Annotated in this window: 11 protein-coding genes and 1 pseudogene; 7 read left to right on the top strand and 5 right to left on the bottom strand. The window is 52.3% G+C overall.

Annotated features, from left to right (window positions below; translation table 11 throughout):
• Positions 1 to 87 precede the first annotated feature (87 nt).
• From ACFPMF_RS18235 to ACFPMF_RS18215, 5 genes are all read left to right on the top strand, one after another.
• Positions 88 to 732, top strand: coding sequence for a redoxin domain-containing protein (locus ACFPMF_RS18235; protein ID WP_379847998.1), 645 nt, complete (start codon positions 88 to 90; stop codon positions 730 to 732).
• Positions 733 to 893: 161 nt separating this feature from the next.
• A complete protein-coding gene (locus tag ACFPMF_RS18230; RefSeq protein WP_379847996.1) occupies positions 894 to 3,173 on the top strand; it encodes an ATP-dependent helicase in 2,280 nt (759 codons plus the stop codon).
• Positions 3,174 to 3,280: 107 nt separating this feature from the next.
• A complete protein-coding gene (locus ACFPMF_RS18225; protein ID WP_379847994.1) occupies positions 3,281 to 4,435 on the top strand; it encodes an acyltransferase family protein in 1,155 nt (384 codons plus the stop codon).
• An 84-nt stretch (positions 4,436 to 4,519) separates the two neighbouring features.
• Positions 4,520 to 4,975: an rRNA maturation RNase YbeY gene (gene ybeY, locus ACFPMF_RS18220; protein ID WP_379847992.1), complete on the top strand. Its 456-nt coding sequence runs from the start codon at positions 4,520 to 4,522 to the stop codon at positions 4,973 to 4,975.
• Between the two features lie 154 nt (positions 4,976 to 5,129).
• A complete protein-coding gene (locus ACFPMF_RS18215) occupies positions 5,130 to 6,605 on the top strand; it encodes a DUF4301 family protein (protein WP_379847990.1) in 1,476 nt (491 codons plus the stop codon).
• Between the two features lie 126 nt (positions 6,606 to 6,731).
• On the opposite strand, the gene ACFPMF_RS18210 is transcribed toward ACFPMF_RS18215, so the two are convergent.
• From ACFPMF_RS18210 to ACFPMF_RS18200, 3 genes are all read right to left on the bottom strand, one after another.
• Positions 6,732 to 7,196, bottom strand: coding sequence for an RrF2 family transcriptional regulator (locus tag ACFPMF_RS18210; protein ID WP_379847988.1), 465 nt, complete (start codon positions 7,194 to 7,196; stop codon positions 6,732 to 6,734).
• A 397-nt stretch (positions 7,197 to 7,593) separates the two neighbouring features.
• Complete coding sequence (locus ACFPMF_RS18205) at positions 7,594 to 8,946, bottom strand: T9SS C-terminal target domain-containing protein (RefSeq protein WP_379847986.1); 1,353 nt, start codon at positions 8,944 to 8,946, stop codon at positions 7,594 to 7,596.
• Positions 8,947 to 8,991: 45 nt separating this feature from the next.
• Positions 8,992 to 11,799: a TonB-dependent receptor gene (locus tag ACFPMF_RS18200; RefSeq protein ID WP_379847984.1), complete on the bottom strand. Its 2,808-nt coding sequence runs from the start codon at positions 11,797 to 11,799 to the stop codon at positions 8,992 to 8,994.
• Positions 11,800 to 12,187: 388 nt separating this feature from the next.
• Between ACFPMF_RS18200 and ACFPMF_RS18195 the strand changes: the two genes are divergently transcribed.
• Positions 12,188 to 12,673, top strand: coding sequence for a DUF420 domain-containing protein (locus tag ACFPMF_RS18195; RefSeq protein ID WP_379847982.1), 486 nt, complete (start codon positions 12,188 to 12,190; stop codon positions 12,671 to 12,673).
• Between the two features lie 356 nt (positions 12,674 to 13,029).
• Here ACFPMF_RS18195 and ACFPMF_RS18190 read toward each other — a convergent pair whose 3' ends face one another.
• Entirely contained in the window at positions 13,030 to 13,410 is a 381-nt protein-coding gene (locus tag ACFPMF_RS18190; protein ID WP_379847980.1) for a hypothetical protein, read from the bottom strand.
• Positions 13,411 to 13,776: 366 nt separating this feature from the next.
• Between ACFPMF_RS18190 and ACFPMF_RS18185 the strand changes: the two genes are divergently transcribed.
• Positions 13,777 to 14,169 carry a DUF1801 domain-containing protein gene (locus ACFPMF_RS18185; RefSeq protein WP_379847978.1) on the top strand — a complete coding sequence of 131 codons (393 nt, stop codon included), beginning with the start codon at positions 13,777 to 13,779 and terminating at the stop codon, positions 14,167 to 14,169.
• Between the two features lie 346 nt (positions 14,170 to 14,515).
• Here the strand turns inward: ACFPMF_RS18185 and ACFPMF_RS18180 are convergent.
• A pseudogene (locus tag ACFPMF_RS18180) lies at positions 14,516 to 14,706 on the bottom strand (IS110 family RNA-guided transposase); the annotation flags it as partial.

The following is a 14,706-nucleotide window of genomic DNA, read 5'->3' as shown; positions in this document are numbered from 1 at the left end:
ATTTCCGTTTCTTTAAACGGCTTCGGTTTCAGCCGACGGGGTTCGCTTGATTTAAAAACATAGATAGTCTATAAACTTACTAAGTATATGATTGCCTTTTTCGACACCGTACACGAAGACACCGATCTGTATTCCACCCCACAGGTATTCCGGAAACGGGTTCCGGTTTCGCCCCTGAAACCGGGGGAGAAAGCCCCTCTGTTTGGCGTTCATCGCCAGCGGACGATCGGGCAATACATTACCTGGCAAACCGACTATTCGAAAACCGTTCACCTGCACGACTGGCTGCAAACCGGCCCGCTGGTGGTGGCCTTTTACAGTTCCGGCTGGAACGCCTACGGCAAAACTTACCTGCAAAAACTGACCCGGCTTTATGCGCACATCCGGGAAGCGGGCGGCAATCTGCTGGTGATTTCGCCGGATTCGACCGATTCGCTGCAAACGCTGGTCGACCAGCACGATTTGCCGTTCACGATCGCGCAGGACGCTGAGAACCAGATTGCGGCCAAATTTGGCGTTCATTCGGCAGACGATCCGGTCTGGAACTGGATTGCTGGCATTACCGAAGATGTTCCCTATCCGGCCCTGTTTCTGGTCGCCCCCGATCGGCAGCTTGCGTTCAGCTTCCTTGACAAGGATTTTACCGAGGAATTTCCGGCGGAACAATTGCTGAACCGGATCGACGAGCAACTGGGCGTTGAACTGGCTTTTTATAACCGCAAAGCCGCCTAACCTACCCCCGAAAGATCCTTACGATTTCGAGCGTTTCTCTGGTGCCCGGAATTGCCCGGTCTTCAGGGCGCGATCCGTGGTTCGGATCTCCGCACATCCGCAACTTTTTTAGTAGTTTTGAATGTTATTTCAAGATGAACAAACACTGAAGCGGAGGAGTTGTGACGGATTATATTTCGACCTTAAATGAACCCCAGCGGCAAGCCGTGTTGCACGACAGCGGACCGCTGATGATTATTGCCGGTGCGGGCTCGGGAAAAACCCGGGTGCTGACGTACCGGATCGCGCATTTGATTGAAAAAGGCGTCGATCCCTTCCGGATTTTATCGCTGACCTTTACCAACAAAGCCGCCGGCGAAATGCGCCACCGGATCGAGAGCGTGGTTGGTTCGGAAGCCCGCAACATCTGGATGGGCACCTTCCACTCGGTTTTTGCCAAAATCCTGCGGATTGAGGCCCAGGCACTCGGCTACACAAGCAATTTTTCCATTTACGATACCGACGATTCCAAATCCCTGCTGAAAAGCATCATCAAGGAATTTGGCATGGACGACAAGGTCTACCGCCCGAACATGGTTTTTTCGCGGATCTCGGGCGCGAAAAACCGGCTCGTCGGTTGGGCCGACTACCTGGCCAACCCCCTCATCCAGGCCGACGACGCAGCCGCCCGAATGCCCGAAATTGGCCGGATTTACAAGGCCTATTCGCTGCGCTGTTTTCAGGCCAACGCCATGGATTTCGACGATCTGCTCTACAACACGAACGTCCTGTTCCGCGATCACCTCGATATTCTGAATAAGTACCAGCATAAATTCAGACACGTGCTGGTCGATGAGTTTCAGGACACCAACGTCTCGCAGTACCTGATTACCCGGAAGTTATCGGCGGTCAACCAGAACATTTGTGTCGTGGGCGACGACGCCCAGAGTATTTACGCGTTCCGGGGGGCCAACATCGAAAACATCCTGAACTTCGAGAAGGATTTTCCGGATGTAACGACGATTAAACTGGAGCAGAATTACCGCTCGACCAAAACCATCGTCAACGCGGCCAACTCGATTATTGCCCGTAACCGGGCGCAGTTGCGCAAAAGTGTTTTTACCGACAACGAAGACGGTACGCTGATCGATGTCATCAAAGCCGCTTCCGACAACGAAGAAGGTCGCCTGATCGCGACCTCGCTCTTCGAAGCCAAGATGCAGGATGGGCTGCGCAACACCGATTTTGCCATTCTGTACCGCACCAACGCCCAGTCGCGGGCATTTGAAGAAGCCCTCCGACGCCTGAGCATCAAATACCGGATCATCGGCGGTTTGTCCTTCTACCAGCGGAAAGAAATCAAGGATTTGCTGGCGTACCTGCGGTTTACGGTCAACCAGAACGACGAAGAAGCCTTCAAGCGGATCATCAACCTGCCCAAACGCGGCATTGGGGACACGACGGTGGCCAAGATTTCGGTCGTAGCCGCCGAAAACCAGGTCCCGATCTGGGAAGTCGTCAGCAACGTCAGCAAATACGTGGCCGGTCGGGCCGGCATTGCCATCGAAGCGTTTGCCGACCTGATCAAGAGCTATCAACTGCTCCTCGACAAAAAAGATGCCTATGATGTAGCCGCGCACATCGCCAAAACGTCGGGGATCCTGAAGGAGTTATACGACGATAAAACCGTGGAAGGATTGTCGCGCTACGAAAACGTCCAGGCGCTGCTCAACTCCATCAAGGAATTTGTCGATAATCCCGATAACGACGACAAGAGCCTGAGCGCCTTTTTGCAGGTGGTTTCGCTGCTGACCAGCGCCGACGAAAAAGACGACGATGGCGACAACGACAAAGTAACCCTGATGACGATTCACGGGGCCAAAGGGCTGGAATTCCGGAACGTGTACATTGTCGGGCTGGAGGAAGACCTGTTTCCGTCGCAGCTGATGCTCGAAAGCCGGGCCGATCTGGAGGAAGAACGACGGCTGTTCTACGTGGCCATCACCCGCGCCGAAAAGAAACTGACGGTTTCGTACGCCGAATCCCGGTACCATTACGGTCGGCTGAAAGTCTGCGAACCCAGCCGGTTTTTGATGGAAATCAACCCGGATTTTCTAAAAATGGCCAAAATCCGGCACACGACCCGGGAAGACCGCGACGATTTCAAGCGGGAAACCCCGTCGGGCGGATCCATGAGTTTTGTCAAGAGCCTGGCGCAGAAAACCGCCAGTCGGCAGACTCCGCAACCCACCGTAGCCCACGTACCATCCAGCGATTTTGCCCCCAGCGACACCTCGAAGCTCGCGGAAGGTATGCGGGTTGAGCACATGAAGTTTGGGTTCGGGCAGGTGCAAAAAATCGACCAGAACGGCAACGACCGCAAAGCCGTTATCAAGTTCGAAACCGCCGGGGAAAAAACGTTATTGCTGAGCTTTGCGAAGTTGAAAATTGTTTCCGGATAACCGGACCAAAGCCGCTGCTGCGTACGAAACGCGTGTAGCAGCGGCTTTTCCATCAGTATACGGGCTGGCATTGAGCCTTTTAGGCATAACACTATTCCTAGCCCGCTATGCTCACCGATCCCCAAACCGATTCAGCGCCGTCTCCGGTTGCGACCGAAACGGCCACGAAGCCCCAACGCCTGCTTTCCATCGACGCGCTCCGCGGCTTTGACATGCTGCTGATTGCGGGTGGCGGTACGTTTCTGGTTCTGCTAAAAGGAAAAACCGGTCTGGCCTGGGTCGACTGGATGGCGAACCAGCTAACGCACCCCGCCTGGCACGGTTTTACGTTTTACGACTTCATTTTTCCCCTGTTTCTTTTTATTGCGGGGGTATCCCTCTCTTTTTCACTGACTGCCGGTCTGGCCAATGGGCTGGAAAAACCGGTTTTGTACCGCAAGGCCTTCCGGCGGTTTTTGATTCTGTTTCTGCTCGGTATTCTCGATAAGAATATTCCACTGGACATATTCGACCCGGCGCAGATTCGCTTCGGAACGGTTTTGGGGCGCATTGGAATTGCCAGTTTGGCCGCCACGTTTTTGTTCCTGAATCTCGACTGGAAACAGCGGCTGTACTGGGTAGCGGGGGTTTTGGTGCTCTATTACGCGGCCTTGTTTCTGATTCCGGTACCCGGTTTTGGCGCGGGCGATTTATCGTTTGAGGGCAACCTGGTCGGCTGGTTCGACCGGACGTTTATGCCGGGGCGGCTCCTCCAGAAAACCTACGATGAAAACGCTTTGCTGACGCAGTTTCCGGCGCACTGCCTGACGGTCATCGGCACCGTAGCGGGTCAGTTGCTGCAGTCCGATAAATCCGACCGCACCAAGCTCCTGTATCTGGTGGTGCCCGGCCTGTACAGCATTGCCCTGGGCGTGATCTGGGGGCTGCATTTCCCGATCAACAAGCATTTGTGGAGCAGCTCGTTTATCCTGCTGACGGCGGGCATGGCGCTCAATTTCCTGGCGCTTTTTTACGGGATCATCGACGTGCTGGGTTACCGCAACTGGTCGTTCTTCTTCAAAGTGATCGGCATGAACTCGATCGTTGTGTACCTGGCCTACCGGTTTATCGACTTCGACCATACGTCCAAACTCCTGTTTGAGGGCTTTTATAAGTATGCGGCCGAACCCTGGCACGAAACCCTCCAGGCGCTGGGGGCGCTGGGGCTGGTCTGGACGATGCTGTATATCCTGTACCGGCACCGAATTTTTGTAAAAATCTAACCGCTAAAAACCGCATCCGGGCCTGGGTTGACGGTTTTTAGTCGGAAAATACAAATAAGCTGAGCGCCTGGTTATTTTTGCGCTATGATTCGATTTTTCACAGAAGACACGCCGTTCAATCTACCGCACAAAATACCGACCCGTCAATGGCTTACTGCCCTGGCGAAAGGCGAAGGTTTTACCGTCGGCGAACTGAATTATATTTTCTGCTCCGACGACTATTTGCTCCAGGTGAACCGCGAATACCTGGACCACGATTATTACACGGATATCATCACGTTTGATAATTCGGACGAAGAAAACCGGCTGGAGGGCGACATTTTCATCAGCATCGACCGTGTGCGCGACAACGCCCACCAGTTGAACGTACCCGACGAGCAGGAACTCCGGCGGGTGCTGACGCACGGTTTGCTGCACCTCTGCGGCTATGGCGACAAAACCGAGGAAGAAGCCCTTCAGATGCGCCGGAAAGAAGACGAAAGCCTGCTGGCCTGGGCCAACCGTTCGCGCAATGCGTCCGACGGTTCCACCGGCCCTTGATCAGCTACCAAGCCGTGATGAACCCGGTGGAATTCCGGCCCGTTGGGAGGCTCACGAAGTTGTTTTCGAAGTTCGTATTTAATGGCTTGATTGAGTACGACAAATTTTCGAATTTGCCACCTGTACAAAACCGCATTCCATACTGAATTCATTTATGCAATTCACCGAACAAGATCAGCATCAGATTCTGGCGCAGGGCGCGACCCTCGAGCAGGTTGACGAACAGATCCAGCATTTTATCAATACCTTTCCGTTTCTGCCCGTTATCAAGGCCGCTACCGTCGGCGATGGCCTGATTCGCGTCGATGAGCAGGCTTTAGATAACCTCGTGGCGCAATTCGACCGCAAGGCCCCTTCCCTGTCATTGCTGAAATTTGTTCCGGCTTCGGGAGCCGCCACCCGGATGTTCAAGTCGTTGTTTGCTGCGCTGGAGGGAAAAACCGATAAGTCGGTGGAAGACTTCTTTGCGCGGCTGTCCGATTTTGCCTTTTACGACGCGCTGAAAGGCGTTTCGGGCGAAACCAACCGGCACGTACTCAGTGCGTTGCTGACCGACGAAGGACTGGATTACGGCAACCTGCCGAAAGGGCTGCTGCTGTTTCACCGGTATCCCGAAGGCCCGCGCACGCCGGTGGAAGAACACCTGGTGGAAGGCGCTGCCTACGCCAACTCGAATGGCCGCGTCCGGATTCACTTCACGGTTTCGCCCGAACACCGCAGCCGGTTTGAAGAACTGATCGACCGCGTGCTGCCGGATTACGAAGCGAAGCTGGGCGTTACGTTTGAAATTACGTTTTCCGAACAGAAGAAATCGACGGATACCATTTCGGTGAATCCCGACAATACGCCGTTCCGCAACGCCGACGGCTCGCTGCTGTTCCGCCCGGCGGGTCACGGGGCGCTGATCGAAAACCTGAACGACATTGACGCCGACGTGGTCTTTATCAAAAACATCGACAACGTCGTGCCGGATGCGCTGAAAGATAATACGTTTATCTACAAAAAAGTGTTGGGCGCGATTCTGCTCGATATTCAGCAGCAGATTTTCCGGTTTCAGGAATTGCTGGACGATGACATGATCAGCGAGGGCTACCTGGCCGAACTCGATGAGTTCCTGCGGAATACACTCTGCATTCTGCCACCCGACGGTTTCGACAACTGGACGCAGGACGAAAAAGTGGACTATTTCCTTCGGAAACTCGACCGCCCGCTGCGGGCCTGCGGCATGGTGAAAAACGTCGGCGAACCGGGTGGAGGGCCGTTCTGGGCCAAAAATGCCGATGGATCGGTTTCCCTGCAAATTGTTGAGTCGGCGCAAATCGATCTGGACAACGCCGAACAAAAGCAGATTTTCGATACGGCTACCCACTTCAACCCGGTCGATCTGGTCTGTGCGCTGAAAAACCGCAACGGCGAAAAATACAACCTGCCCGCTTACCGCGACCCGCAAACGGGTTTCATCACGTCGAAATCGAAAGACGGCAAAGAACTCAAAGCGCAGGAGCTACCCGGTTTGTGGAACGGCGCGATGGCCGACTGGAATACGGTTTTTGTGGAAGTGCCACTGATTACGTTCAACCCGGTCAAAACCGTCAACGACCTGTTGCGGAAGGAACACCAGCCGGCGTAGGGTTTCGGTTTACGGTTTTCAGTTTATGATGCGGGACTAGCGCGTGCTTATTCCTACATCAGTAAGCGCGCACGCGAAGCTACCGAACCGGCGGCCCGGCGTAAACTGAAAACCGTAAACCGTATACTATTTGTTCTGCGTATCGACCAGGTTGACGACCACATCCTGGTGTTCGGCTTCCCGGCGGGCAAAAGCCGATAAGGTAGTCTGTTCGTAAACCGCCAGATTCGCGTCCCTGACACGCTGCATAATCGGGCGAATGGCGCAGGTAACTTCGTCGGTGCAATCGTCGCAGCGCACGTAAAAATTCAGCGAAACGCAGGGCGTGGGCGCAATGGGGCCATCGATCACCCGCAGGACCTGCGCCAGATTGACCCGCTCGGGATCGACCCGCAGCAGATAACCGCCCCCTTTCCCTTTCTGGCTTTGTAAAATCCCGTGATTACGCAGTTCGAGCAGGATCGCTTCCAGGAATTTTTTAGGAATATTTTCTTTGGTCGAAATATAAGAGATCAGAATAGGGCCTTTTCCGAATTCTTCGGTCAGTACTTTTAAGGCTTTAATAGCATACTTTGCTTTTTTCGAAATCATTGTGCTTCAGTATTAGCGTGATCAGGTGGCGGTTTAGCGGCTTTTCATATTGTATCATCTATGGCACTATCAACAGCATCTCCGCCGAATTCGTGCGGAGGCTCTAAAAATACGGCTATGGCGGAGAATCTATTTATTGGTAATCTGGTCGTAGCGAACAACGAAAGGCCCTGACCGTGCCATTCGTATCCTGGACAGCCATCCGTTCGTTATCATTCCCTGAAAATCCGTCTACCGGTCTAGCCACCTGGCAAGGTACGCTTTTTCCACTCCCTAGTCAAGTATACCAATGGATTTTGTAGACAAAAGCCTTTCCTTAAATGAACCTGCTAAAATAAGAAAAAAGCCGGAGCAAAGCCCCGGCCTTTTCGTGCGACACCAAATATAAAGAATTGACTTATTTCAGCGTGTAATCGGTATTTTGCGGATCGAAGTTGGTCCAGGTTTCCGTCCAGTCGGTCGTTCCAAAAGCGCCAATCACCGTGTTTGCTTCCAGGCCCGACGGCAGCGTGACACCGCCGGTCAGCAGGGGCGAACCGCTTTGGGGCAACACCCCCGGTTTGCCGGTCAGAGAGTTGTAGTTGGCCGCCAGTTTCAGGCTGGCTTCCGACACACCCAGCAGGTTTTTGCGTTCGGCGGCTTTCAGTCGAACCGTATCACCCGTTACAACGGCCTTTGAAGTGACAATGGCCAACCCGCGGTAATCGCTCTTGCCGTTGATAAAATTGTTCTGCGAATCCGTGCCTTCCAGTTCCAGCCCGCCTTTCGGATACGCACCGACTACGACGGAATTGAAAATGCTGATGGCCGAGTTCCGGCGAATCCGGAACGCCGAGCGGTATTTGGCATTCACCGTTCCCGGCGCAATGAACATACTGATGTTGGCAAACCGGGCCGCCGTCTGGGGCGCATCCTGCGAGCCGGTTCCGTCGTTGTCCGACTCAAAACCGTTCGAGTCCGAACAGGTACACTGATCCGCCACGGCCGGGTCGCGCAGGGCCAAACCGTACTGAACCGTACCCGAAAAACCGTAGTCCGTATCGAAGTCGTCGTCGAGTGTGCGGTACGAAATCAGGTGTTTGGCATTGACGGTTCCCCCGAACCACTCGATGGCGTCGTCACCGCTGTAGGAAACCTGGATGTAGTCGATCACGGTTCCGCTGCCGACGCCCGCCAGCGTCAGGCCGTTGATTTCTTTATCCGTCTGAAAACCAATCCCGGCAAATTCGATCCGGAGATAGCGCAGAACGCCCGAGTTATCAGCCGCATCGCCCGTCGGCCCACCCGGCACGACCGACACTTCTTCCCCTTCAATTTTAAAATCTTTCTTGTTGGCCGGTGCTTTCCCCATGATAACCAGACCACCCCAGTCGCCAGCCCGACGTGAGCCAGCCGCCTGGTTGGAGGTAAAGACGATGGGCTTTTCTTTCGTTCCGTCGGCGATGATTTTCGCCCCCGGCAGAATAAACAACGACGCCTTGGAAACCTGATCGCCTTTGATGATGGTACCCGGTTCGATGGTCAGCGTAACACCCGGTTGTACGTAAACAAACCCTTTCAACAAGTACTGGTTTTTGGCCGCCCAGGTCGTGTTGGTCGTAATGTTACCGCTCACTTCCGTCACCTGACCCGGCACCGGTGCGGGACCCAGATCATCGTCTTCATCGTCTCCATTGGTACAGGAAACCATCAGTCCCAGTGTCACCACGCTCAGCAGCAGAGCCAACATCCAGGTTGTTAACTTTTTCATGTGTATTGATTGAATTGATTGGTTGATTGATTGCACTCGAAAAACTTAGAATTTGTAGCTAATCCCCACCGTCGAGTACGAACCGCGTTTGAACCGCTGGTATACCTCGTCGCTGTCCGTAATTTTCTTGTCGAGGTTCGAATCCTGAATCAGGCGGAACGGCTGGTTCAGCAAATCCTGTACCCCGGCCCGAACTTCCAGATGGTCACCCACTCGTTTGGTCACCGTCAGGTCGATGGCATTGCGCGGCATTTCGTAGATCGTCGGCTGCACCGAGCGGTCACCCACCGCAAAAATCCGGCGGCCAATCACGTTGTAGAGTAAGTTCACCTGCCAGCCCTGTTTCTCGTCGGTATAATACAGCCCGGCGTTGATCAGGTACGGCGATTGCCCCTGCAACGAGCGGTTATTTTCCTGACCGACAAAGGAGTTGATCACCGAGCTTTTGATCAGGGCGGCATTCAGCAAGACCGTCAGGTTATCCAGAAAACCGGACCCGCTCACCCCGCGCAGCGACTTCCGGGCTTCCAGTTCCAGCCCCATGCTGTAGGCGTTGTTGGCGTTGTCGACGGTGTAGGAAACCCCGCTCCCCGAGTAGTTGATTTTCGCTTCGATCGGGTCGATGAAATACTTGTAGAAAGCCGCCAGCGAGATCAGCTGGCCTTCCGACGGGTAAAATTCGTAGCGAGCGTCGGCGTTGTGAATCCGGGCGGTTTTCAGATTCGGGTTTCCCACCCGCGACACGTCATAGTTGAAGTCATAGTAGGAAAACTGCGCCAGTTCGCGGAATTCCGGCCGGTTGACCGACATACTGTAGGCCAGCCGAATCAGCGATTTATCCGTCAGGTGGTACGAGGCATTGACCGACGGCAGCGGGTTGAAGATCGGATTATCGACCCGGATTTTCTGCACGCCGTTCACGACGCTTTGCAGTTGCTGCCGGTTGTATTCCCCCCGGAAACCGATCGTCGCGTTGAGCCGCTCCGAGAACGGAATATACGCCCCCACGTAACCCGATAACAGCGTATTCTGGGCGTCGTATTTATCCTGCGTATTGGTTCCCTCGTTGTAATACAACCCTCTCGTCGACAGGTTCGAGGCCTGGAAAAATTGCGCCGGGGGCAGCGACAGGATTTCGGCGCTGACGTTATTGGGGTTCACGATCCCGAAATACCGTGCCCGGAACGTCCGGTCCTTGTATTCGCCGTACAGACCGGCGCGTAGTTTCAGAATCTGTTTGTCGGCGGTTTCGGCGGAAGCGGCTTTTTTGTATTCGTAATCGACGCGGCCCGTGGTCACATATTCGGTCAGGTTCGAGTAAAACCGGGCGGCATTCTGGAAGGTCGGGCTGGGCTGCTGCGGAACATCGATACGGAACGGTTCGCTGCTGCCCTGCGGACGGCTCGACGTGAACCGACGGTAATCCGGCTCCTGGCGGTTGGTAAACCCAAAACCACCCGTCCAGCGCAGACGACTCTGGCCGTTCAGTTCGTGCGTCCCGTTCAACTGGCCGGTGTAAATGCTTTTCTGCTCGTAGCGAAACGCGTAATTATTCAGTTCCAGGTTGTTATCGTTGTACCCGCCCCGCAGCGTCGTTTCTTTCGTTCCCAACTGGTTGAACAGGTTGCGAAACTCGAATTTCGTGCGCGAATTCAGGATGAAGGCCCAGTTGGTCAGCACCCCCAGCCTCGTGTTTTCGGTCAGCAACTGGTCCTTGTAGGCGTATTGAATGTCGCTATGGCCGGTGGTCGGGTCAGCGGCAAAATACCGGTATTGTTCGACGTTCGAAAATGTGTGCGTATTCGTATAATTGATGTTCGTAAAGTTGGTCAGTTCCTTGCTGCCAATGTAAAACCGCTTGCTGAACCCCAGTTGCGCCCGCAAATCCGGCGACATCATGCGGTTTTGCAGCGTGAAATAGGGTGACAGTGCTTTGAACCTGTTAATCACTGGCTCGGAGGATGCTCCGAAGGTATTGATCCGGCGCTGTGACGGGAAATTGGACGGCAATCGGCGCGTTCCGTCATCGAAACCGAGCCAGTCGGTTTTGCCGCCCTGGTACGAATGGTGGTTCTGGAAGGTCGTTCCGGCGCGGTACGAGGTAGAAATTCCGGCGTAGAAACTGTTGGCGTCCGGGATGGTTTTGGTATAGATTTTGATGATTCCGCCCCCGAAGTCGCCCGGCAGTTCGGCGGCTCCCGACTTGAAAATCAGCATCCGGTCGATGGCCGAACTCGGAATGAGGTCGAACGAGAACGACTTGATATCCACCTCCGTCGAGGGTGTAATGATGTCGTTCAGCATCACCGTGTTATACCGTTCGTTCAGTCCGCGCACGATCACGAAGCGGTCGTCCTGAATCGAAATGCCCGGCACCCGGCGAATCACCTGCGACGCGTCGCGATCCTGGCTGCGGGAAATCTGCTGGGCCGAAATCCCGACGGCCACCTGCTCGATCTGCTTGATTTCGGTGATGACGGCCATTTCGGTGTTCGTGCCGCGCTGGCCTTTGACGATCACCTCCGCCAGCGTTTTGTTGTCTTCGTCCAGCGCCGAGTTGATCAGCGTGGTTTTGCCCGCTTCGACCCGCACGTTGTCGATGGTTTTGGTGGCGTAGGAGACGTAGCTGATTTGCACTTGGTGAACCCCGGCGGAAACGTTGGCGATTTCGAAATTGCCTTCAACGTCGGTAACCGCGCCGATGACGGGATTCGAACCGACGAGTTGAATGGTGGCGCCGATGATGGCTTCGTTGTTTTTGGTGTCTTTAACCGTTCCTTTGAGGGAGCCACTCTGGGCGAGGACGGCAAAATGGAATACGAACAGGGTGATGCCGGTGAGAAAAAATTTCATGGTTTGGTGTCGTTATTTGACGACCCAAAGGTAGAATGGCTATATTACCTCAGTGTTACGGGAAGATTATGAGAGGGTTGTGATTTGGGGGAGGAGGGGAAATAAGGGCGGTTGTGTTTATTTAATATAAAAACGATGAAAATTGAAGTAGTGAGTGAATTGTAAAGCTACTACTAACATTGGCTTGGCAATATGGCGGCTGAAGTGCTTCTATGAAACATTTGAGTAAGGTTTAACAGCAGTAATTCTATTGAACTTTTTTGCTAATATTCCGCTACATTGCCAAGCCGTCAACCGTTAGCTGTAATGCAAAAAACAATCGGGTAAAAAATGTTGTCCCACTTTAAAAGAGCCTTCGTGTAATCCTGAGACGAAAAAAAATAGGCATATGACTATATCTTTCCCACCCAGTATTTTTGGTGCTCGCTGCGACGTTTTAATGGATATTGTAGTGATTTCAATGGCCATTATATTGCCTCTCCTTTGGTATTCTTATAAAAAAGTAAAAGTTGAGCGTAACTACCGGCTACATAAAAACATACAACTCACCATGTTTATCATTTTGTTTTTCGTTGTACTACTTTTTGAATACGACATGAAACAACATGGAGGAATTTTTGCCATGGTAAAAGGTTCGGCGTATGAAGGAACCTTCTTCCTGAATTTTATGATTTATTTCCATACCTTTTTATCGATAACCACCTCCTTAATCTGGATACTCCTGATACCAATTTCATTCAATAAATTTGGCAAAAACCCCAAGCCCGGAAAATTTAGCAAGACCCATAAACTTTGGGGTAAAATTGGGATGTGGGACATGGCATTAACCTGTATCACCGGGTTAATACTCTATATTTTTGGGTTTTTACTTTAAAAAGGATTCGGAATACTTGCTATAAAAAGTTCAAACAAATCTAAACTGCCCTACAGCAAACTTCCGTTGTCGCTCGCGGGCCGCGAGCGACAACGCCCCCAGGGCTCCGGCCCGTAATCCTTTGACATTTACGTTAAAAACCGGCTTTGGACGGGAAGCACTTCCGGCTATTGCTCACGCTCGACATGCATGCGAGAACGGCGGAATCATGCCTGTTTAGCGTCCTACGGAGACATTGCTACGTCCCTTTTGGGAACACGGTTCGATAAACGAGCAGGAAGACGAGAGTAACGCACTGGTTTATTAGCCTGATGGTTCGTCAGTCTATGTCCTTTTTTCTGCGTATCATGAGACCCTCATGAATCCGAACAGCTGCACGTCCAGCGATTATCGGGATTGGCCGGAAAGACCAGGAATACTTTATTCGGGCGATCTATTTTCTCCGCCTTACCGCCATCGAAATAGCCATCTTTGAAATGCAAATTTCCTTGTTGATCCACACTAAACTTCCCCGTACTCTCTTTCTGAAAACCCGAATAGCTGTACTTGCCTTCTTTAGTAATCACAAAAGAGCCCCGGGCGATGTATTCGTAAAAACCGTTGCGGTATTTTGAGGCCGTGCAATCATATTTTGTAAATTTAATTGGGGTCGGCTTTTCCTGGGCACTCATTCCAAAAGGCAAGGCCGCAAGCAAGCCGAGCGCAACGATGCTGGCGAGAGGAGAACGGAGTTTCATCACTATAAATTATCAGGAATGTTGGTTACGGGTTACGTCAGCGAAGGTAATGCGTTACGAATTAAAAAATCGCCCGAATGAGCTAATTTAACAGCATGGTGTGCCAAAAAACGCTGCGAATCCATACCGGACAACGATTTAACAGGAACTGTTATGGAACAGGGTTTAAATTTCAGGATTAGTCCTTATCTTGAACGTTTTATTTTCATAGGACCTTGGTGACAAATCTTGACCCCCAACACACTCCCTACCCCCGCAACCACTTAACTATTGGAACGAAACCAGGCCATCCCTTCAACCCGCTGGCATACAGTTGCAACCCCGTTTTTAACAATCTGGTTAATCCACCATTTTTAGCAACAAAACATGAACGCATCCATTGAATCTTACAACGACACACAAACAGCAGCAGACAAAGAAATTTGCGACCTGCTCGCCCGTACGATCGACGGGGAATTAACCGAAGCAGGCTGTAAAATCTGGCACGCGCACCCGGTTTGGTTTTTAGACGGAAATCCGATCGTTGGGTACAGCAAACAGAAAAAAGGAATCCGGTTTATGTTCTGGAGCGGAGCAGACTTTGACGAAGAAAATTTATCAATAAGGGGCGATAAATTTAAAGACGCTTCGGTTTATTATCATAGCGTAGATCAGGTCCAAACGACGGATTTAATTCGATGGCTCCGCAAATCAAGAGAGATCCAATGGGACTATAAAAACCTGGTGAAAAGGAAGGGGCAATTAGAAAAGTTAACCTAGTATGAAAGCAACGCCCGAACACGATGAGAGGATCGCTAAGAAAGTGTTGGGAAATATTATTTGGTCATTTTGCTAATCGGTTCAACATCAAAGCACAATTAGCCCACAATAACCAAGTTTCTGCACTGCTGGTCGTCTGCTCGTAGTCTTTAGTGATCCTGCGAAACCGGGCCGATTTCCATGTGCGTAGAATATAAAAAATAGCGTTCGTCACCTGCCGAAGGCAAAGCCGACGTTTACGTTGTGTGGGCAGGTAGTTTTCAATAACTTGCCACAGCGCCGGCTGCCCGGTGGGTGTCTGTAAGCTCATTAAATTGAGTGATCATACCGCACGGATTTCCATGGTTTATGCAAGTAATGAGACATAATTTTTGTCATATTTCTGCTGCCGGTGGACGACCGAGCAGACCCGATGAATCAGCTTATTGCGAACGGCATTGAGAACAAGCATTTTGTTCTTGCCTTCGGCCACTTTGCGTCGGTAATAGTCCTGGAGTTCGCCATTCATGCGGATGGCCGACATGGCCCCTAAGTGGA

This window comes from Larkinella bovis (assembly GCF_042655385.1).
In the GTDB taxonomy this organism is placed as follows: domain Bacteria; phylum Bacteroidota; class Bacteroidia; order Cytophagales; family Spirosomataceae; genus Larkinella; species Larkinella bovis.
The sequence above is the reverse complement of the archived record's forward strand: the minus strand, read 5'-3'. Positions and strand labels throughout refer to the sequence as shown.